Annotated in this window: 17 protein-coding genes; 2 read left to right on the forward strand and 15 right to left on the reverse strand. The window is 53.9% G+C overall.

Annotation, left to right across the window (positions count from 1 at the left end; all coding sequences use genetic code 11):
• Positions 1-4: 4 nt before the first annotated feature.
• From wcaK to wbaP, 12 genes are all read right to left on the reverse strand, one after another.
• Positions 5-1,267 (reverse strand): colanic acid biosynthesis pyruvyl transferase WcaK, encoded by a 1,263-nt coding sequence (wcaK, locus tag ACX3P5_RS11900; RefSeq protein WP_233987638.1) that lies wholly within the window; start codon positions 1,265-1,267, stop codon positions 5-7.
• Between the two features lie 189 nt (positions 1,268-1,456).
• Complete coding sequence (locus tag ACX3P5_RS11905) at positions 1,457-3,673, reverse strand: phage tailspike protein (RefSeq protein WP_458968761.1); 2,217 nt, start codon at positions 3,671-3,673, stop codon at positions 1,457-1,459.
• An 82-nt stretch (positions 3,674-3,755) separates the two neighbouring features.
• The gene (locus tag ACX3P5_RS11910; protein WP_233987636.1) at positions 3,756-4,790 is read right to left on the reverse strand and encodes a glycosyltransferase; all 1,035 of its coding nucleotides are present in this window, start codon (positions 4,788-4,790) and stop codon (positions 3,756-3,758) included.
• A 46-nt stretch (positions 4,791-4,836) separates the two neighbouring features.
• Positions 4,837-5,589, reverse strand: a complete 753-nt coding sequence (locus ACX3P5_RS11915; RefSeq protein ID WP_262287615.1) for a glycosyltransferase family 2 protein — start codon at positions 5,587-5,589, stop codon at positions 4,837-4,839.
• Between the two features lie 76 nt (positions 5,590-5,665).
• The gene (locus tag ACX3P5_RS11920; RefSeq protein ID WP_336755606.1) at positions 5,666-6,583 is read right to left on the reverse strand and encodes a glycosyltransferase family 2 protein; all 918 of its coding nucleotides are present in this window, start codon (positions 6,581-6,583) and stop codon (positions 5,666-5,668) included.
• A 75-nt stretch (positions 6,584-6,658) separates the two neighbouring features.
• Positions 6,659-7,837, reverse strand: a complete 1,179-nt coding sequence (locus ACX3P5_RS11925) for an acyltransferase family protein (RefSeq protein ID WP_233987633.1) — start codon at positions 7,835-7,837, stop codon at positions 6,659-6,661.
• Positions 7,838-7,872: 35 nt separating this feature from the next.
• The gene (locus ACX3P5_RS11930) at positions 7,873-8,577 is read right to left on the reverse strand and encodes an SGNH/GDSL hydrolase family protein (RefSeq protein ID WP_458968762.1); all 705 of its coding nucleotides are present in this window, start codon (positions 8,575-8,577) and stop codon (positions 7,873-7,875) included.
• 17 nt (positions 8,578-8,594) lie between these two features.
• Positions 8,595-9,734, reverse strand: coding sequence for an EpsG family protein (locus ACX3P5_RS11935; protein ID WP_233987631.1), 1,140 nt, complete (start codon positions 9,732-9,734; stop codon positions 8,595-8,597).
• A gap of 280 nt (positions 9,735-10,014) precedes the next feature.
• Positions 10,015-12,192 (reverse strand): tyrosine-protein kinase Wzc, encoded by a 2,178-nt coding sequence (wzc, locus tag ACX3P5_RS11940; protein ID WP_233987630.1) that lies wholly within the window; start codon positions 12,190-12,192, stop codon positions 10,015-10,017.
• A 12-nt stretch (positions 12,193-12,204) separates the two neighbouring features.
• A complete protein-coding gene (locus tag ACX3P5_RS11945) occupies positions 12,205-12,639 on the reverse strand; it encodes an arsenate reductase/protein-tyrosine-phosphatase family protein (protein WP_233987629.1) in 435 nt (144 codons plus the stop codon).
• A 9-nt stretch (positions 12,640-12,648) separates the two neighbouring features.
• A complete protein-coding gene (locus tag ACX3P5_RS11950; RefSeq protein ID WP_031375327.1) occupies positions 12,649-13,788 on the reverse strand; it encodes a polysaccharide export protein in 1,140 nt (379 codons plus the stop codon).
• Between the two features lie 290 nt (positions 13,789-14,078).
• The gene (gene wbaP, locus ACX3P5_RS11955) at positions 14,079-15,512 is read right to left on the reverse strand and encodes an undecaprenyl-phosphate galactose phosphotransferase WbaP (protein ID WP_233987628.1); all 1,434 of its coding nucleotides are present in this window, start codon (positions 15,510-15,512) and stop codon (positions 14,079-14,081) included.
• Between the two features lie 799 nt (positions 15,513-16,311).
• On the opposite strand from wbaP, the gene ACX3P5_RS11960 reads away from it, so the two are divergent.
• Entirely contained in the window at positions 16,312-17,883 is a 1,572-nt protein-coding gene (locus ACX3P5_RS11960; RefSeq protein WP_458968763.1) for a TerC family protein, read from the forward strand.
• 13 nt (positions 17,884-17,896) lie between these two features.
• Here the strand turns inward: ACX3P5_RS11960 and asmA are convergent, their stop codons facing one another.
• The 3 genes from asmA to udk form a co-directional block, all read right to left on the reverse strand.
• Positions 17,897-19,720 (reverse strand): outer membrane assembly protein AsmA, encoded by a 1,824-nt coding sequence (gene asmA, locus ACX3P5_RS11965; protein WP_458968764.1) that lies wholly within the window; start codon positions 19,718-19,720, stop codon positions 17,897-17,899.
• Between the two features lie 15 nt (positions 19,721-19,735).
• Complete coding sequence (gene dcd, locus ACX3P5_RS11970; protein ID WP_031375323.1) at positions 19,736-20,317, reverse strand: dCTP deaminase; 582 nt, start codon at positions 20,315-20,317, stop codon at positions 19,736-19,738.
• An 83-nt stretch (positions 20,318-20,400) separates the two neighbouring features.
• Positions 20,401-21,042 carry a uridine kinase gene (udk, locus tag ACX3P5_RS11975; RefSeq protein WP_031375322.1) on the reverse strand — a complete coding sequence of 214 codons (642 nt, stop codon included), beginning with the start codon at positions 21,040-21,042 and terminating at the stop codon, positions 20,401-20,403.
• A gap of 277 nt (positions 21,043-21,319) precedes the next feature.
• Here udk and ACX3P5_RS11980 point away from each other — a divergent pair, with 277 nt between their 5' ends.
• Complete coding sequence (locus ACX3P5_RS11980) at positions 21,320-21,934, forward strand: phosphatase PAP2 family protein (protein WP_233987625.1); 615 nt, start codon at positions 21,320-21,322, stop codon at positions 21,932-21,934.
• Positions 21,935-22,061 lie beyond the last annotated feature (127 nt).

Raw genomic sequence — 22,061 nt, forward strand, 5'->3', positions numbered from 1 at the left:
CACATTACCCTAATACTTTGAGAATCTCTTCAGTGATCCGATTGCCAATTTCCCTTTCATTCGCAACGGCCGTGTCGACCTTCTGCTTGATGTTGTCGTAGTCGGCGAGGACCGTCTGGACCTTGTCGATCAGCGAGCCATCCATCAGGCTTTTCACATCGGTTGCCATCTGCGGCAGACCCAACTGGTTCATCACACCCATCGACTTGTGCTCGTAGTTGATCGCCACGGCCGGGGTGCCAAAGTTCATCGAAATAATCGCTGAGTGCAGACGGGTACCAATGGTCAGGTGACAATGACTCAGCAGGATACCCAGCTCCAGGTCGTTAAACTCATCCATGATGACATGGTAATGCTCTGGCTGTGCCACGTGGTCACGCAGCGTCAGCGCCACCATACGGTCATCCTTGGCGTAGCTGTCGATACCGGTACAGGTCGAGAATGCCACCACCTGGTAGCCTTCGGCGATCATGGCGTTAATCACCCGGCCAAAGGCGGCTTCGTACTCTTTCTGGGTCACGCCCAGACGTTTATCAAACGGCGCCAGTTCACGCACGGTGATGGCGATAGTTTTACGACCGCTGATAATGCCCTGCCAGTGCAGCAGGTTGTGGCTTGGGTTTTCCACTTCACGCGCCCGCACCAGGAAGGCGGTATCCACGCCGGCGGCCACTTTCGAACTGGTGACACCATCGCGCTTCATCAGATCCAGGCTGACCGACTCACGCAGCACCAGGCTGTCGACGCGATCGAACACGAAGTTAGCCAGCGCATTAACGCGCGGGTTCTGGAACGGACCCACAGAGTGACCAATCAGGTAGATCGGTTTTTTCGCCATCAGCGCACACAACGCGTGATCAAACTGGGTCACGCCGTAGAGATCGACGAAGAACGATCCGCCGACCTGAATAATCGCATCATACTTTGCCAGGCTTTCGGTAAACGCTTTCAGGTGCGGCGGCACGGCGAACGACTTGTACAGGCCGCCCTTGCCCAGATGCGCCATCATAATATCGGGCATCAAACGGTTCGCGACTTTACGCTTAAACGAACCGACCAGACCTTTTGCTGACTTGCTATTGTGCAGAAACAGCGAATCCTGCTGAATATCCTGCTGGAGCAAATAACCGGAGCTGGTTGGATAACGGCTAATCACATCAATGTCTAAATCACTGCGAGCAGACTTCATTGAATCAATCAGTCCACGAAGAATCGCGCCATCCCCACGATTCCCACACGTATGGTTACCCACCAATAAAATTTTCATAACAACTCCGAATGAATTTTTTTAATTCTGCAAGCCGCCCAGATCCGCAACGGGCAAAATGAACTCTGTTTAAATAACTGCAATACGGGATAACGCACCCAAAGGGTCCTGCTCCTGTTAAGACCGGCCGCCTCCATTATGGCGGCCGTCATGCATCCCTTACGGTTGAATCAGTGACGCCTGAATCGGTTACGACTTAATCGCGAAGTAAGGCAGCGCCACCTGTTTGCCGTTGATCACCACCGAGACAAAACCTTCCGGCTTGCTGGTATCCACCTGGTCAGCCGACAGCGGCCGCGAGGCCATCAGCAAATCGCCCTGTTCGTTGGCACCGACGCCCGCTTTGCCGTTGTGCAGGCTGAAACGCTGCGGTGCCCGTTTGGTGGCATCACCGGCCGGCGGATTACCGGGCTGCATCCGGGCATTCACCCGCGCGCAGCGTCCGGTGACAAAACGGTCTTTACCGGTGGTTTTCACCAGCACCGCCGCCGCCGGGGTCCAGCCCGCCAGCTTGATAAAGATCCGCACATCGGTGTCATGTTCCGCCACATAGCGCACGTCGACCACCGGCGAACTGCCTTCGGCAGACCAGCTGGCTTCCGAGCGCCCTTTCTTGCGCTGAACGTGGATCACCGCACGGCCACCGGTGGTTTTGTCGCTGATCAGGTTCATCAGCGGCTGATCGCCACTGCCGTTGCTGAACTGCGCCTGACCAAAGATTTCAATCTCCCACGAATCCCCCACCGTCGGTGAGTAGAGACTGCCGAGATCGAACCAGGTCTCCTGATTGGTGTTGTTCTCTAACCGCCAGCGCGAGGTGATGTAGTTGTACTTGAGGCTGCCATCCAGCGCGACACCGTACGACTCAACGCGGGTTGAGCCCATCTCCCAGATGCTGAGCAGACGATCGCCCTGGCTGGAGTTGTCGATCCAGCTGCCTGACTGCAGGCTGGTCTGACGCATATTGAGTCGGGAGTTGTGCGCGATCAGCGGATTCTTACAATCCTCCAGGCTCAGCGCATCGACGATCCACTGACCGTTCGAGATGTCGCCAGGATTGTCGCAATGCTCAATCCAGCCGTTGTGAATAATCGACTGACCGCAGCGCGGCAGGTTGAGTACATTGCCGCCACGGCAGTGCTGCGCATTAAAGTTAGATAACTCAATCGCGGTACTGTGATCCCATTTGCCCTGCTTCTGGCCTGACCAGCCCGATTTGATCACGTCGCCGCTGCAGCGTGAGGCGTACCACTGGTCGATTTTGCAATCCAGCGTGTCCTGCAGGCTGATGGCGGTACCGCCGACAAAATTGAAACGCAGGCAGGCACCCCGGAAAAACTGACCGCCGGGACAGATATTATGGAAGAAGCCCTGTTTGTTGGGGTTCTTTTCATTGTTACCGTTGAAAATCAGGTTAGAGAGCTCAACCCGGCGCGCATTCATCGAGAAGATGAACTCTGATTTGCCATCCGAGACCACGGTGGTGGCCGGGAAGTAACCGAAGTTGACCATCGCTCCGGAGACGCGGAAGAAGTTGAGATATTTATCGCCGAAGTCACAGACCGAGACAAAAAAGGTGCCGGCCGGGAACTGGATGCAGATCTGCTGGTTAGCCTGCTGCGACCAGGTGAACATCGCCATGATCGCCGGAGCGGTATCGGTTTTGCCATCCGCAATCGCGCCGAAATCAAACAGGGTTAAGCGGTTAAAATCTTCTACCACGCGACGCCAGTGGAAACCCTGACCGGCGAAGTTAACACCGCCATCATCCTGGGCGGGCTGGAAGCTGCCGACAAACTCGCCGCCGCCCACTTCGAAGCCTTCATGCCAGCTTTTCAGCTTCACTTTGGCCCCTTCGAACAGCGGACGGGTTTTACGTAACTCTTCCACGGACGGGATTTCACCAATCAGCTGGTAACCGGCAGGCTGCGCCAGACGCTGACTGAAATCAGCCGCGCCAGGACGGCTGACGTCAGTGATGTTAAACAACATCTGACCGCTGTTGTCTTCCACCGCCATCGAGTGCGACGGATCGGCGATCAGCGCCGCGTTATCCTGAATGAACTGGGAAAAATTGCCTTTGTTCAGGGCGACCGGCTGAGCAATCTGCGACACTTTGCCATTGGCATCACGCAGGAACACCGGAATCTGGTTGCCTGGCTTGCTGGCGTCAGTGCCGGCTTTACCGATCCACAGCTTGCCTTCAAAACTCTGCCAGAACTGCGGCGGCATGGCATAAACGTTTTCTGGCGTCAGGATCGGCACGTCGCCCTTCGGCACATCAGTGGCATCAACCGGCTTCAGGGCGATACCGTTACTTTTAGCAGCGTAGCTGGAAAAGGTGCTCACGGAGAGAGCGCCAACCAGAGCGGAGGCGGCGGTCTGTAAAACTTCTCTTCTTTTCATGCATCATTTCCCGTAGTCAATAAGGCCAGTGGCCATGGCGGTGTCCCTGATGCACGTCGCAAGGGCGCTTTTCCAGCACCAATTACACCAACGCCAGCCAGCTTTGCTTGATTTGATTACCGTCGAATTTCAGCGCGGTTTGTTTTGTTTTTTCGCTCATGGCATAGAACAGGGCGTCATCGCTGGCGAGTTGATCCATCCTCGCCAGGAAGGTGGTTTTGTCATTCATCGGCACCAGGAAGCCATCTTCACCGTGATTGATGATCTCCTGCGGTCCGGTCGGACAGTCATAGGCCACTACCGGCAGTGACCAGGATTTGGCTTCCAGCAGCACCAGCGGCAATCCTTCATAGCGTGAGGTCATCAGCGCCATGTCGCTGTCGCGGTAGTAATCGTTAATGTTGCTGACCTTACCGACAAACTTCACGCTGTCAGTAATCCCCAGCACCGCGGCCTGATCGTGTAACTGCTGACGCAGTTCGCCGTCACCGGCAATCACCAGCGTCCAGTCAGGATGGGAACGGGCAAAATCGCGCCAGATATCCAGCATCAAATCGAAGCCCTTCTGGTTATCCAGACGACCCACGGCCAGCGCCTGACGATGGCGCGTCTGACGCTGAAAGCCTTTGTACACCACCGGATTTGGGATTTGCTTGCTGGGAATGCGCCAGCGGCTGAACACCTGATGATCTTTGTCGGTCAGAACAATCACGCGGTCGTAGTAGCGCAGCAGCAGAAACTTGAGGAACTTGATCGGTTTGCTGAAGGAGTTAATGGCGATATGTTCGCAGGCATAGGCTTTGCCGCGCTTTTTCTTCATCGCCAGCAGGTTCCAGAAAGCGAACATCACGCTGAGGCGTCCCATACTGATCAGGAAAACGGTATCGAAACCCTCTTCGTGAATACGGGCCACCGCGCTTTTAATCGGGTTGCTCTGCCCTTCAAAGCTGACGATCTGTTTGACGTGCTCAAACGGATAGAAGGTTTTTCCGCTGCCTTCCAGCGAGTAGATGGTGACGTCGTGTGTTTCGCCAAGACATTCTGACATAAAGTTACAGATGTTCTCGGTGCCCGCATACGAATAGGCATCTTTGATCACCAGGACGATTTTTTTCATGAAACGCTATCCACCTCAAATAATAAAGACAATCCTGCCGATTGGCTTAACGATGCTTCAGGGTAAACAGCACGCCATTCACCATATACCAGCCGTAATAGTAATAGATTTTTAAAGGATTGTTTTTATAGATAATTCTTAATAATTCAAGGTGCCATTTCGCCGCTTTGTTCTTATTACGGGAAAGGGAATCACCTAATTCGTAATAATTGACCAGAATGGTCTGAATCACGCGTGCCTGCTTATAGCGGGTGAAGAGTTCATACAGAAAAAGAAAGTCTTCGTGACCCTTACGCTGGAAGAAGATGCCTTCTGGCGGACGGCGGAAACAGACCGAGGAGAAGCAGACGCGATACTGCTTCTTCACAAAGTTTTCCTGCTGCAGATAAGGTTTGCTGTAGGTAATGTCGTGATCGGCGTTGCGGGTTTTGTAGTGATATTCGGTGATGACAAAGTTATCACCGGCCGCCATCGCCGCCACCTGCTGCGCCAGTTTGTCAGCATGCCATTCGTCGTCACTGTCGAGAAACGCGATGATCTCTTCGCTGGCGGCGCGCAGCCCGACGTTACGGGTTTCGGCAGCGCCCATGTTAACGGCGTTATCCAGAATGGTGATGCGCGGGTCCTGACACTGTTCCTGCACCCAGGCGAGGGAGTCATCGGTCGATTTGTCGTTAATCAGGTAAAGGTGCCAGTCGGCATAACTTTGATTGATAACCGATTGCACGGCGCGTAATACCGTCTGACGTGCGTTATACATAGGCATAACAATGCCGACGGTTCCAACGTGATTATTCATCTTTAACCCAGAATAATAAGCAAAATAAGGAGAAAGCTGCTCCTGCTAACAGGAGCAAACAAAGCATTAGCGTGAATCAGGAGAGCGCTTTTTCACCGCCAAACCGCGATCTGACCTTGTCTTTGACCCGGTTCATAAAGTAAGCGCGATTATCCTGGTTCGTCAGGAAGAAGTAGCGGGCAAAAGTCAGGCTCGCCATCACGCCCTTGCCGTCCATCTTGTAGCGCAGCGGCAGCTTAAAGGCTTTGTAGGTGTGAATGTCACGCGGGGTCAGGTGCGGCTTCATGGCGTCGAGCCAGAACATCGAGTAGTTCACCGACTCCCCTTTGTGCTTCGAGCCGAACTTCGTCACCAGATGGTAATTAGCCAGCGGCGCGGCGATCATCTCGAACGCATAGCCCATGCGGTCGGCACGAATGCAGAAATCGTAATCCTGATGGCGGATATAGCGGGTATCGAACTGAATTTTCGCTGCATCTTCGCGCTTCAGCACGATGGTACTGGTCTGAATAAAGCCGTAGCAGCCGAACAGATATTCGGCGACGGTTTCATTTTTGCCCGGTGGCTGCATCGGCATCACTTTCAGAAAAGCGCCATCCTGATAGATGTTCACCTGGCTGAAAATCACGACCTTCTGTTTACCCTGCGCGTCCAGCTGAGCAATTTTTTCGCTCACCTGACGCAGCTTATCGGCATGCCACTCGTCATCGGCGTCGAGGAAACTGACGTAATCGCCGGTTGCCAGCTCAATGCCTTTATTACGCGCACCGGCGCCATTGAGCTTAACCTCAGAGAGCACCAGATTAATGTTCAGGTCCTGATAGCGCTCGCTGCGCACCACTTCCGCCAGCGCGGCCGCATCGGCGGATTTATCATCAACGATGATTACTTCAAAATTGCGATACGTCTGCGCTTTAACGCAATCCAGCGTCGTCACGATCGATTCTGACGCATTGTAAGCAGGAATTACGATGGAGAAGCGAATGTCCTTCATTGCCAGCACCTCATTAAAAACATTTCCAATTTCAAAGATATAACGTTTGGGCCTGGTAGGGTAACCGGTGATGTCCTAATTTGTCGGCGAGGGTTCAATCGCCACTTTTTTCTTATTGCTGCTGCCGATAAACGGTTTTTCCACGTAGAGGTAGGTCAGTTTTGCCACGTAAAACGACACCACAAAAAACAGGGTCGAGAGCGCGGTATAGAGCACAAAGTTGTGCTGCAATGCGGGCAGCGGCAGTTGCTTAATGAAATAGAGCACCACGCCATGAATCAGATAGAGGCTATAGCTCACTTCACCCACCGACATCAGGGTCTTGTTCTCCAGCAGGCCAAAAATGGCGTTGCCGCTGCTGACAATGAAAAACACTATCGCCAGGCAGGCGAGGAAAATCAGGTAGAAGAACGCGTTACTGGTAAAGAACAGCGCCACGACGGCGAGCGCAATCGCCAGCACGGCCGCCTTGCCAGAGTTGCGGCCCTGCACCCAGTGGTCACGGTAGAGCCAGGCCAGATACCCCATTGCGAATCCCAGCACCGGACGCGGATCGGTATAGGCGGTTCCCCACACACGGAGCGCCACCGCAATCATGAAAATCACCCCAATCGAGCCGAGGATCAGCAGCGTTTTGTAACGGCCACCGGTGACACGATTAAGCAGATAAATCAGCGGAATCGACAGATAGAGCAGCCATTCCAGTCGCAGCGTCCACTCAACGCCGGCGTTAATATCGGCGGTCTTGATTGAACCGATGTGATAATTGCCGACAAACAGCAACCAGAGCAGCCCCTGTTTCAGCGACGTCAGGTCCGGTACCAGATCACCCTGTAACCAGCCAATCGACACAATCACCAGCCCCGAAAACCAGAACATCGGCACTATCCGGCGCACCCGCGACTTGAGTAATTTTTGGGTCAGCTCGCGGGGAGAGAGACGGTCATTGTCCAGCCAGCGATAAAACAGGAAGGCGGAGATCATAAAAAACAGCGCCACGCCAAACTTGCCGCTGTTCACAAAAAAGTTGCCCTGCGAAATCAGCGAAAAATAGTCTTTATCAAAAATCCATTCGTTATCGCGTGCATAGAGATAATGGGCTAAGTGGGAAAACGCCACGATGCTGGCCAGCAGCGCACGCAATCCGGAGATACTTTTAATCCCGCTATCGTTATAAATGCCGCGATGGAATGAGAACAACCGCAACACCATCAGCGCCAGTCCCAGCGACAACGCCATTATCAGTACATACATACTGTCCTGCTCCTGAAATTTATTAAATCAAATGGTTAGCTGTTGGTTTTAAACACGCTGTCAAAATGCTGACTTAGCAGCTCAAAAGTTTGCTCAGCTTTCTTTTTATAGAGTGTGCTGGTCGGGTGAATGCAGTCCGGTGACATCTCACTGCGCCAGTCGCCCTGCTGCTTGATCAGCTGATACTGTCGGACAATGGGCACCTGCTGCTGCTGCGCCACCTGATTCAGCTGATAAACATATGGCCAGAGGTTCCAGCGCTCAGCCCGGCCACAGAGTGGATTAGGCTGTTGCAGCACTACCTGTTTATGGTGCGCTTTGGCGGTTTTAATCAGTCCGGTGAGGATGCGGTTAAAATCCTCCGGGCTCTCTGCGCCAGCCGGCCGGTTTTTTGCTGAGTAGATGCGCGCATCGTTAATGGCGTAATTGATCAGAATGATGCTGGCATCAGACTGTGCCATCCGCTGCTCCCAGCTGAGCGACGATTTAGTCAGTTCGGTCAGCAGGGCTCCGGGCGAACCGTGATTCTCGATGCGTACCGCAGGCCCATACTTCTGCTGCAACATCTGCTGCAGATAGCTGATTTCATTATCTTTAATAATGATGTTACGCCCGCCCGACGAGGTCACGCCTGCGGTCGTCGAGTCACCATAGGCCGCGATAACGATCGCGGCCGGAGTGGGCGTCGCCTGCGCCATCAGCGGCGCGGCGACCAGCAACAACGGAAGATATCGGTTCATCGCCTTCACCCTGTTCATCAGTGGATCAGTTTAAATTCACGCGCTACTTCATACCCCACCACCGCCTGCTTGAGTGAGATGGTGTTGTAGTAGAGGTAGTACATCTGGAAGAAGACGAACATCGCAAACATCGCCGGTTTCCAGACCCGCTTCGACTGGTAGATCAACAGCGTCAGAATGATCGGCTCCACCTGCAGCAGGTAGTTCGACAGACGTGCGCCGGATGAGTAGTTGTAGAAGAAGATCCTGATGCCACCGCCAATCGCAAAGGTAATGATCAACAGGTAGTTGAGTCGCCAGGCGTTGTAATTGTCGCGTTTAAGCTGGTTGCTCAGCATGAAGTAGACAAAGATAAACACCAGCGCGACGTTCTTCAGGTTGGAAACCGAGAAGACGCTACCGGTGGTTGCCGCGGCTGAATTGTCGTTGTTGTAGTTGGCTGCCCTTTCGCCTAACGCTCCGAGGTGGCCGGCAATGACCGATACAAAGCCCATTCCCCCGACTTTTGATGCCGGGATACTCAGCACAATAATAAGAATCGGCCACAAGCGGCGTTCACTTATAAACAGGAACGGGATCAGCGTCACCACCATGACGGCGGTGTTGTGACTGAGAAAGGAGAGGACAAAGAAGCCGGTCGCCATCCAGTAACGCCGCAGATAGAGCGCCCAGATCACGCCCAGGAACAGCGCTGAACTCAGGCCGAAACGAATCTGGTTCATATCTTTGTTGATAAAGATGTGCGCCGAATAGAGCGCCAGCGCCATCACCGGATAGGGTGACATCTTTTTGAAAAAGATCGCATTGGTGCCCACCGCCAGAATCGAAAAGACAAACAGGAAGGTACTGGCGTTATGAGAGATCAGGCTGGTCAGGGTAGCAATCGCAAAGATCAGCGGCTCGTAGCGGAAGAATGCCACGGTATTAAAGAAGCCGTTAACCTGAATACGCCGGATAAAATCTTCGAAGAAGTTGCGGTATTGGTAGTCATCCATTCCGGTGCCGAGGCCGCGAATACCGCCGAACACAATCAGCGTCACGGTCGCGATACAGAGCAACCAGGTCAGAAGATGGTTGGTTCGTTCGTCTTTTTTCAGCAGGAGTTCAACCAGCGAAATCACCAGTAAAAACCCTGATACATACCAATATGGAGCCATGGTGTGATTCCTTAATTCCACAAGTTCTCATGCCAACAGTCGGCGACGCTGATTGCCTTCCCGGCTGACCTCTCAGCGTGCCTGACGCGACTGCCGTTGCGGGCGTGCGACAGGCTGATGCCATGCTGGTGATGAATTCTGTTGAGTGACGCTCGCCATGCGATTTATACCTTCATCGCTTATGTGGGTTTTGACAGAATTACCTGTGTAAATTGATGCGTGTCGTCATTCAAAGGGGCGATAAAAAGGGGCGGTCAGACCGCCCCTATCCACTCAGTGATTAGCTTTTGGTTGGCTTACCGTATTCGTAATCGTAATAGTCGTAGCCATAGCCATACGCATTGGCAGCTTTACGCACCACGGCGTTGAGGATCACACCTTTAATCTCGATACCGTTCTGGGCAAAGCGTTTGAAGCTGACGTCCACTTCTTTGGTGGTGTTGGCTTCGAAACGCGCCACCATCAGCGAGGTGCCGGCCAGCTTACCGATAATTGACGCATCGGTAACCGCCAGAATCGGTGGTGTATCGATTAACACCAGGTCGTAGTTCTTGCTCGCCCACTCCAGCAGCTCACCCATGCGACGATGCATCAGCAGTTCAGACGGGTTCGGCGGCACCTGACCACGTGGCAGGAAGTCGAAACCGTAAACGCCCTGCTGAATCAGCGCCGGACTGAACTCCGTTTTACCGGACAGCACGTTGGACAGACCCGATTTGTTATCCGCGCCCAGCAGTTCGTGGGTGTAACCACGACGCATGTCGCCATCGATAAACAGTACGCGCTGACCCGCTTTCGCCACCAGCGTCGCCAGGTTGGCACAGATAAAGGTTTTACCAATACCCGGGCTGGCACCGGTGATCATCAGGATGTTGTTTTTGGCTTCCATCATTGCGAAGTGCAGGCTGGTACGCAGGCTACGGATCGCTTCGATAGAGAGGTCAGTCGGATTACCCAATGCCAGCAGCGTTTCGTGCGGATCGGTTTTCACCTTGCTGCCGCGACGTGCCAGCGCTTCGGTATCCTTCTTACGCTGCCATTCCGACAGGGGAACGCTGGCGTAGACGTTCATGCCCAGCTCTTCCAGCTGATCCGGGTTTTCGATGCCGTGATGCAGCAGCGCTTTCAGCAGCACCAGACCCACCGACACGAACAGACCAAAAATCAGGCTGGCGGCGATGATCAGCAGCTTCTTAGGTGCCACTGGCGAGTTAGCCGTTTCCGCGCCATCGATGATGCGAACATCACCCACGGTGCTGGCTTTACTGATGCCCAGCTCCTGCTGACGGTTCAGCAGCTGCATGTAGATCTCCTGACCGGACTGCACGTCACGGGTCAGACGCAGAATTTCCTGCTGAGTCTGTGGCATACCAGAAATTTTCTTGTTCAGCTGAGCCTGCTCACCTTCCAGCGTTTTGCGTTTTTCCAGCAGTGCGCGGTAAGTCGGGTGATCTTTGGTAAACAGCTGAGAGACTTCGGCTTCACGGAAAGTCAGTTCGTTCAACTGGCTCTGCACGCTGACCGAGGAGTCGAGGGCAGATTTCGCTTCCAGCGACAGGTCAACTGATTCGTTCTCACGACGGAAGGTGTTCAGCTTGTCTTCCGCTTCATCCAGTTTGGCGCGAACCTGCGGCAGCTGGGTACGTAAGAACTCCAGGCTCTTCTCTGCCTGCTCTGACTTACGCTCAACGTTCTGCAACAGATAGTTATTCACGATCTGGTTCAGGACTTTGCTGATCTGCTCAGGATCTTCACCCAGATATTCCAGACCCAGTACGCCGGTATCTTTACCTTTGTCTGCAACGGTCAGGTTAGAGAGCACCGAGCGGATAGCCTGCAGATTGTTGAGCTTGGTCACGGTGAAGCTGGTGCCTTCGTCGGCATGAATCTCGCTCACCAGCATGGTGATGTCGCCGTGCGACTCCAGCTGACCCACTTTACCTTTGAACAGCTCATCGCCATCTTTCGACACGGTGTAGCTGTCCGGACCGGTCACTTCCAGCTCAACGTTACGTTTGTCGATAGTGCGTGGAATTTCCAGGCGCGAAATCGCGATGTTAGCCGGTTTGTTGCCCATCAGACGTGACAGACCTTTACCGATAACCGGGAAATAGTTCTGCTCGACAACGGTATCCAGACCCAAATCGTCAACGGTTTTGCCGATCACCATGCGCGATTCCAGAATCTCAATCTCAGTATCTGAGGCTGGCGTCGGTGGCAGAATGCTGTCCAGTTCGTTCAGTACGGTGCTGGCATTTTTCTGCTCAACCTGTACTAACGCATCGGCGCTGTAAATCGGTGTCGCAAACAGTGTGTAGAGCGTGCCCGCCAGCATAAAGAAAGCGGTAACGGCAACAATGATCCAGCGATGATCAATAAGCTGTCCCACAAGATGCGCCAGATCCCATCCATTTGAATCCTCTCCCGGCGCGGTTCTGACCTTGTTTTTTATATTCATGGATAATCCCAACTATCGGCTTAATACGTTGACCCATTTCTGGGTAGCGTTTTCCAGTAACCCGTAAACCTCTTCAAAGGCCTCACGGCTTTTTCTGTACGGATCCGCAATTTCTCTCTGATTGAGCCAGTGCCCAAGCAGCATGGTTTTGCCACGCGCGGCCGGGTCAATGCGGTTCACCTGTTCAATCTGACGCTTCTCCATCACCAGGATCAGGTCGACGTTGCGGCACATTTCGGCCGTCAGCTGTTGAGCCTGATGCCCTTCCAGCGACAGACCATGTGCGGCCGCTACGTCGCTGGCAGTCTGATCGGCAGGACGCCCCACCAGGGCGCCCAGACCAGCAGAACTGACACGGGTGTTGGGTAATGCGCGTTTAAACAGGCGCTCTCCGGTCGGAGAGCGGCAGATATTGCCGACGCAAACGACTAACACGGACGTAATCATGGTGAAACCTTAGTTTGACCAGTTGCGGATACGCAGTGCGCTCTCGCTCACATCGTTGATACCCGCAATGGTTGGCAGTAATTGCGAGATCACACGGTTCCAGCGCGTCAGCGGCGTGGAGGTGACATAGACGATGTCGTACGGTTCCAGTTGGAATTCAGTACCCATGACCATTGATGCCGCATCTTTGGTGTTCAACTGATAGATGTTGGCAATCTTGTTGCGATCGGTGCCGCGCAGTGGACGGATAACGAACACACCGGTGGCGTCAGAGGTGGTTTGATCCATCCCGGCCGCATTGCCCAGTGCTTCCGCCAGCGTCATGCCGCTGCGATCCATTTTCAGGGTCGCCTGCTGCTTCACTTCACCCATCACGAACACTTTCAGATCGTCATTACGCGGAACGTACAGAATGTCGCCCGGATAGAGCAGATGGTTCTGACTCAGGTCGCCATTTTGCATCAGCGCCTGCAGTGACACGCGCTGTTCGCGACCGTTGTGCGTCAGCACCACGTTGCGCCAGTCCGCATCCGCTGCCAGGCCGCCTGCGGCGTTGATGGCATCCAGAATCGTCAGCGGCACGTTGGTAATCGGCTGCTGACCTGAGGTGGTCACTGAACCGGTCACGTAGGTCTTCTGCGATTTAAACGAGGCGATGCTGACATCGACCTGTGGGCTTTCGATGTACTGTGCCAGGCGACGGGCGATTTCGTTACGCACTTCACCCACGGTCCGGCCCGCTACGCGGACTTTACCAATGTAAGGGTAGAAAATCGTGCCATCGGAATGTACCCAGTTACCGGTGTCGCTGGCGCTACGGTACTGACCGGCTGGCGTGGTCAACTCCGGGTGATCCCAGACGGTGACAGTCAGGACGTCGCCAATGCCGATACGGTATTCATAGTTCTGAATTTCGTTCTGCAGAGAAGGATTCGCCTGAGCCACCAGCGGCTTAGGACGCATTTTCTCAACCAGCGTTGGGGTTAACGGAAAGACGTTGACGTACTTGTCGATGTCAAAGTTGCTGTCCTGCTGCTCGATGACATCTTTTCCCGATGTGGAAAGGCGCTGACCTGGTTCGATCGTACACCCGCTAAGAAAAGTGGCGGATACCAGCAAGGGTATCAATTTCATTTTGATTGTAATCATTTAGATCTTCGCTATCAGTTATTGATTGATAGAGGCGAATACGCCGCTGTGTAAGCGTCCAACAAAAAGTAAAACTAACTTAATTAAGCACTGAACCTGTCGTTCATTATCCTTTGCTCCAATTGTTATAAGTAGTAACCATCTATCAGGGCGGAATAACAGTAGCAGAGCATTACGCTTCGGTAATGACAATCTGCGTTCTCCCTGACGATGGCCGCTAACAACGACACGCCTGACAACGGCACCGAACCACGAGAGCATGCGTTTAACACGCTCTTATCGCCTCACAATCAATACGCACCGTCTCGCTTCAACACCACACCCACTGTCTTAAACAGGATGGCGATGTCATTCCACAGTGACCAGTTTTTCACGTACCACGAGTCGAAATAGACGCGGGTTTCGTAGTCAACATCATTACGACCGCTGACCTGCCACAATCCCGTCATGCCTGGCTTTGCCATCAGGTAATAATCAACATCACCAGCATAACGACAGAGTTCATCTTCAATTACGGGACGGGGACCGACCAGGCTCATGTCGCCGCGCACCACGTTCCACAGTTGCGGCAGCTCATCAAGGCTGGTTTTACGGATAAAATGGCCCACTTTGGTGATACGCGGATCATTTTTCAGTTTGAAATCTTTATCCCACTCGGCGCGTGCAATCGGGTCAGTGCGCAGCACTTCTTCCAGCACCTCTTTGGAATTGATCACCATTGAGCGGAACTTGAGGCATTTGAACTTACGGCCATTCATGCCGACACGCTCATGGCCATAAATCGGTGGTCCGCCATCACGGCCAACCAGGAAGCCCAGCACCAGCAGCGCCGGCATCAGCATCAGGATAATCGACAGCGCACCGACGATATCAAATGCCCGCTTCAGGAAACGCGAAGTGCGTTTTGCCAGATTGTTCTGTACCCGCAGGATCATCACTTCATGGCTGAAGATATAGGCCATATCAGTGCCATAAAGCGGCACGCCACGCAATGTAGGAATCACTGAAACGGAGCGGCAATTATGCATCGCCAGTGATTTCAGCCACTTATCACGGTACTGACTCTGTTCGAACTCCACCGCCACGATAAACTGCGTTTCGCTGCTGGTCAGGCTCCACAGCTCCTGCTCATCGCGCAGTACCGGCACGCCATCGAGGATGCTCTGCGGACAGGTGCCATCGACGTCGTAGAAGGCGATCACGTCAAAACCCATCACCTCTTCGCTCTGCAGTGCCTGCCAGGCTTCGTGGGCATTTTTGCTGCTGCCGATAATGATGGTCTGCTTTTTCCACAAACCGTAATGGTTCAGCACACGTTTAGAGAGCGCGCGACAGGTCGGAATGAAAATAAGCGCCAGCACCCAGGTCAGCAACCAGACGAACCGCGACATCTGCCATTGTGACAATGCGGTAATCGACAGATCAATCACTGAGAAAATAAGAATGGTACGAAAAATTTCTTTTAATTCGAACCAGAAAGGTTTGCGGTAGGTATAGTGACGCAGCCTTACCCAGAACCAGCCAATACAAATTACCGACAGGCAAATGTGAGTGGCAATTTTTAAATTCATTTCTTTTTCAGAAATATCTGCCAGCGGCGATTCTGACTGCATATTAATTAGCATCATCGCCACAAAAAACGCTGCGTTGAAACAAATTAAGTCTGAGCAAGCCAGCATTAATTTGGTGATAAGACTTTTAAACGTAAATTCAGTATCGCGCATATTTAACTCTTTATTTTATTTCCTTAAACCCGCCACGTCTCTCGCCTGTATATTTATTGAGCGGTATAAATTCTCAGGACTGAGCCGTTTATGAGGGGAGCTCCTGCGGCCTTTACGCCAACGATCTTAACCATAAATCCAGCATTATTGTGATTAATTCCAACAGATTACTCTGACTTTAATCGACCGTAACAGCGGTCATTTAATAAACGATAAACGCGATTCAGGCACGCTACCGCCCTTGGCTGTCGCTGCCAATACCGCTGTCATCATTCATATTGCTCTGCACGGGGCGTCGTATTGACGCTTAATGCAGCAGTTATCGGACGAGATCACAATTCATAACATTTGACGTCGATTGGTCACGCGAATTACGACTTTGGCGCAGACTTTTGCAAACTCGTTGCTATACTAGTTATTACTGGCTTGTTTACAAGTAGGCCCCGCCATCCCTGTACTATTTTAGGAAAAAGACTACCAGCCATTAGTAATGGCGCCCTCCTCGTCATGCAATCGAAGTGCAATCCTTTTTTCATAATTCAGATTAATGCCATGTCACCATTAGGATAAATCGCATAAGCAGCGCAGCAAGATATCGCGCATTCAGCAATGCTTCTGTGCCACTTCTTATGCAAAACTCTCTGCCGATTTAATCAAATGGTCATGAATGTAGAGAGAGATTAATTACTGTTAATTTCTCTGGTAAGACGATTTTCCACCTGCACCGGCATTTGTAGCCAGCGAGACACTCCACTATCATCAGACAAAACTCAATTAAGGACATTCAGGTGAACCCCTCATGCTGGAGGTAATTGCAGACCCGTCGCTTTGGGCAGGATTAGTGACGCTAATCGTTCTGGAACTGGTGCTGGGTATCGATAATCTGGTGTTCATCGCCATTCTGGTTGAGAAGCTGCCTGCGGCACTGCGCGACCGGGCCAGGGTGATTGGCCTGCTGCTGGCGTTGCTGTGCCGCTTATTACTGCTGGCCTCGCTTTCCTGGCTGGTTACCCTGACCCAACCGTGGGTCACACTGGCGGGTCACGCCTTTAGTGCGCGCGATCTGTTGCTGCTGTCAGGCGGGATTTTCCTGCTTTTTAAGGCCACAACCGAGCTGAATAGCCGCCTTGAAGGGCACGATGATGAGGCCGGTCAACAAAAAGGCGGCGCTAAATTCTGGCCAGTGGTCGCACAAATCGTGGTGCTGGACGCGATTTTCTCGCTGGATGCGGTGATTACTGCGGTCGGAATGGTCAATGATCTGCCGGTAATGATGATTGCAGTCACCATTGCCATTCTGCTGATGCTGCTGGCCAGCAAGCCCCTGACCCGCTTTGTGAACAGCCATCCGACCATCGTGATCCTCTGCCTGAGTTTTTTATTGATGATTGGCTTCAGCCTGGTGGCGGAAGGCTTTGGCTTCGCGATTCCTAAAGGCTACCTCTATGCGGCGATCGGCTTCTCGGTGCTGATTGAGGCGCTGAACCAGCTGGCGCAGTATAATCGCCGGCGGGTGTTGTCGGCTGGCCGGCCGTTACGTCAGCGTACCGCCGAGGCGGTGCTGCGCCTGCTGCGCGGAGAAGCGGAACCGGCAGAACTGGATGCGAAAACCTCCTCGCTGATTGCCGACAGTAACGCCAATATGCTGTTTAACCGCCAGGAACGGGTGATGATTGCCCGCGTGCTGGGACTGGGCCAGCGCCACGTTAACAGCATTATGACCTCGCGGCATGACGTCGAGCATATCGATCTCAGTGAGGACCCGGCGGAGATCATGGCGCGGCTCGACCGCAACCAGCATACCCGTATTCTGATTACCGAGCATTCCAGCGAGCCGCTCGGCGTGGTGCACGTTATCGACCTGCTGCACCAGTCGCTGCATCATCATTCGCTGGATTTGCGGGCGCTGATTCGCCAGCCGCTGGTATTCCCTGAACGTTTAACGCTGTTGCAGGCGCTGGAACAGTTTCGCCAGGCCCATACCCATTTTGCCTTTGTAGTCGATGAGTTTGGGTCGGTTGAGGGCGTAGTGACTCTCAGCGATGTGATGGAAACCATCGCCGGTAACCTGCCGAATGAAGCGGGCGAGATTGATGCCCGTTACGATATTCAGATCAAGGGCGAGCGGCACTGGATCGCTAACGGCCATATGCCGCTGGATGACCTGGCGCTGTATGTGAAATTGCCGCTGGAAGAGCAGCGTGATTATCATACGCTGGCGGGATTACTGATGGATCGGTTGCAGCATATTCCGCAGGAGGGTGAAGAGGTGCAGATGGGTGATTATCTGTTGCGGACGTTGCAGGTAGAAAATCACCGGGTGCAGAAAGTTGAGATCCTGCAACAACCGGCGATCGATTACGAGGTGTAACCCGCTGCGCCCGTTACGGGCGCAGCAGTTTCTGCATATTCTGTTTATTGTCGCTATCCTGCTGACGATCGATCCACTTATCTAACCGTGATTTCGCCTCATTCTGCAGCCGTTCCCGCAACACCGCATCCACCGGTAATGAATATTGCAGATCGTTCCAGCTGCCATACATCCGTAGCGGGATCGCCTGATCGGCAAGCGCCGCCACCAGCTCCTCGTCGCCTTGCCAGCCGCTGATTTTCAGTCCCAGCGTCACGTCGAGCTGCTGCTCGACCATATTCACTTTACCGTCACCCTGCAGCGCCAGCTGCTGACCGTTACCGCTGAGCTGGCTGAAGCTGAGCACGCCGCGGTTCAGTGCCACCTGACCGCTGATCTGATCGATGCCCTGATCCGGCTGGTCGTCGCTGGTGACACGATTGCTCACCCGCGCCACTGCCCGACGCACCATCTGTTGCAGATTGATCTGCGCCAGCTGCAGTTGCGTGGCGCTGATTACCGCCCTGCCCTGCCAGCTGCGCTTCGCCTCATCCACGCTCAGCGTGTCACCGGCCAGATTACCGCTCAGACTCACCGCGCCCTGCAGACTTTCCGGCAGTTCAAAGGCTTTCAGCAATGGCTGAATAGCAATCGCATTGAGCTGAGGTTGCAGGCTGACGTGGGTCAGCGGCTGGCGGATATCGATGCTGCCCGGAATCGAAAAACTCCCCTGACCCAGATTGCCTTTCAGGGTGTTAATCGTCATTAATCCGCGCTGGTTAGTGGCGTCGATCGTCAGGCCGGTCAGCGGCAGTCCGCGCCATACCGCATTCTCAGCCTGCACCTTTAATGCCAGATCAAGAGTATTGAGCGGGGAATCGGCGTTACTTTTCTCACGCGGCTGGGCAATCACCGGCGAGCGAGCCACCGTTGCCCGCTGCGCGCCTGGCGCAGCCGCAACCGGAGAGTCGGCCAGTAAATTATCCAGATTCAGGGTGCTGGCATTGAGCGTAAGCGCCAGCCGCTGCGGCAGTGCCAGCCGGCCCTCGGCCTGACCGGTCATCGCGCTGTCATTGGCGGTTAACTGCAGATGGTTCAGGGCGAACTGCTGGCTGTCGGCGTTCCAGTCCGCCTGCAGGCTCAGCGTGCCTTTTATTCCCTGCGCCGGCAGATCAGCGCCGGATACGTTGTAATCGAGCTGCGCGATCTGGCCCGAGAGGCGATGCGGATATTGCGCGGCATCCAGCTGAGCATTGAGGCTGACCACGGCGGTGCGCTGATTGCGCGTCAGGCTGGTGCTGAGCGTCAGCTGCGCCTGCTTACGCGCATCCTGCTCCAGATTAAGATTGAAGTTGCGGAAGTTATATTCGTCGCCACCCGGCTGTTGCCAGATCAGCAGACTGTCGGCCACCCGCAGCTGGCCGATATCAAATGACCAGCCGGTTGCAGGCGAAGAAGGCTCCGCATCACGCGGTCCCTGAGGGGCGTTTTTTGCCGGTTGCGCCGCGCTGTCGGGCGTGACCCGCACCACAGCATTTTTCAGCATCACCTGGCTGACGCTAAGCTGATGCGACAGCAACGGCCAGAGATCGACATCCAGCCGCATATTGTCAGCCGTCACCATCGGCTGGCTGGCTCCGGGCGCGGTCAGGCTCATGCGGCCCGCGAGAATGCTCAGCTGCGGCCAGACGTGCCAGCGCAGATCGCCGCTGACCTGAAGCTGATAACCACTGCGTTGTTCAACCTGTTGCACCATATAGGCACGAAAGTCGTTGGGATTTACCAGCAGCACCAGTGCGGTCATTCCCGCTACGACCACCACTAACAGGATGGCCAGCGTGGTTATCACTCTCTTCATTACATCCTCAGTAAATCAGTCTTTATCAATACGGCTGGCGTCAGCACCCTGCTGACCACGATATTTTGCATCTTCACGCCGATTATAAGGACGGGCAGCCGGGCCGGAAAGCGGCTCGAAGCTCAGCGCGCCGATTAACATGCCAGGACGCAGAGCCAGCGGCAGTTTACCGGAGTTATAGAACTCCAGCACGATGCGCCCCTGCCAGCCAGGATCGATGCGGTGCGCCGTTACGTGCACCATCAGCCCGAGTCGCGCCAGGGAGGAGCGGCCATCCAGCCAGCCGACCAGATCGTCCGGCAGCGTCACTGACTCCAGCGTCACCGCCAGCGCCAGTTCACCGGGATGGAGGAAAAAGGCTTCACCATCCGGCAGCACGATTTCATCGCTCATCACCCGATCCAGCGCCGCGCTGACTTCATGTTTCGGTCCACTCAGATCGATATAAGCTGCGGTATGGCCGCTAAAGGTGCGGAACTGGTTGCCCAGCCGCACATCGACCGTGGCGCCATTAATCCGCTCAACCGGCGGACGCGGCTCAATGGCCAGCTTGCCATTATCCAGCCAGGCTTCAATATCGCGGTCGCATAATCTCATTGCGCTAACTCCATGACGTAAGTGTAGCGAACAGGCGCCAGACTGCGTGCCGCCGGTTCGCGTCCTATCCGGACAGATGTGAATTATTCAAAGAACTGATTAATTTTGGCTTTCAGGATATCGATGGCAATACGGTTTTTCCCGCCGCGCGGCACAATGATATCGGCGTACTGTTTTGACGGCTCAATGAACTGCAGGAACATCGGGCGAACCGTTTTCTGATACTGGCTCATCACCGAGTCCATCGAACGGCCACGCTCATTGACGTCACGCTTCATGCGGCGCATCAGGCAGATATCGAGCGGCGTATCGACGAAAATCGAAAAATTCAGTTCCTGGCGCAGGCGCGCGTCGGTCAGCAGCAGAATGCCTTCAAGGATAATCACCTTTTTTGGCTTCAGGTGCAGCGTTTCTGCGGTGCGGGTGTGCTCTACATAACTGTAGACCGGCAGCTCAATGTCCTGGCCGGCTTTGACCGCCTGTAAATGCTGCAACAGCAAATCATGATCCATCGCACTCGGATGGTCATAATTGGTTTTAACCCTCTCTTCCATGGTGAGGTGACTTTGATCTTTGTAATAAGCATCTTCCGGGATAACCCCGATATGCTCGTCACCTACCTGATCACGGATTTCACGATAGAGCGTGCTGGCAATTAAACTTTTACCGGATGCGGAAGCGCCGGCAATGCCTACAATCACGCACTGATGAGACTTGTCAGTCATACTTTTTTAAGACCTGATAACTGGAGCCTGCCACTGGTCACGCATTACGCATCCAGATGACGGGCCGAAATGGAGAGGGTGTGTTCGCGCTAAGTATAGGGATTTCGGCGTTTTGATGCCAGAGAAATGGCGTCCGTGACTTTTCAGACTTTCTCCTTTGGACGCCACTCATTTCACCGATAAACTAAGGTCAGACTGTAATACAGATAAATTCGCCGGTGCGGTGCGCTGAACGCGTGGCTGCCCGGCGCGAACGAACGATCCTATCAGGAGTTGTATGCTCTGGAAGACCTTGACCTATTTTGGCGACAGCATGCTGTTGATTCCAACAGCGGTAATTATTGCGCTGATTTTGCCGTGGAAAAGCGATAACCGCCGTACGGTGCTCTACTGGGTTGTCGCCTTTGGCCTGGCCGGACTGCTGGTGAGCCTGTCAAAAATTCTGTTTCTCGGCTTTGGTATTGGCAGTGCGCGCTTTAATTTTACCGGCTTCAGCGGTCACAGCGCGATGTCTGCGACGCTCTGGCCGGTGATGCTGTGGCTGATTTCAGGCCGCTGGTCCGCCTTATGGCGCGGCTTCGCCATTGGCGTCGGCTATATGATCCCGCTGATGGTGGGCTTCTCTCGTCTGGTGATCCATGCGCACTCGAAAAGTGAAGTGGCGACCGGCCTGCTGCTCGGCTTTACCCTGAGTACGGCGTTCCTGATTTCCCAGCGGCGTACCGCCCTCAAAGGGTTCAGCTGGCCTCAGGTGGGTGCCGCACTGTTAGTGCCATTTGTGCTGTTAGGTCATGGTCGGGTCGCGACAACCCAGCAGTTCCTCGAACGTTTCTCCGCCAGCCTGGCCGGCATGGAAAAGCCCTATACCCGCGCCGATCTTTTCCGCCAGTAATCAAAGGCTAACTTTCTATGCCCGTCAATTCGTCGAATAACGGGCAACTTTGATTTCGCCCCTTTTTTCTTTGCTGAATGTGCTAGCATGCTGAAAGAGAATGACTGGTGCATATTTCGCCGTTGCG

Source organism: Pantoea sp. S-LA4, from assembly GCF_054482835.1.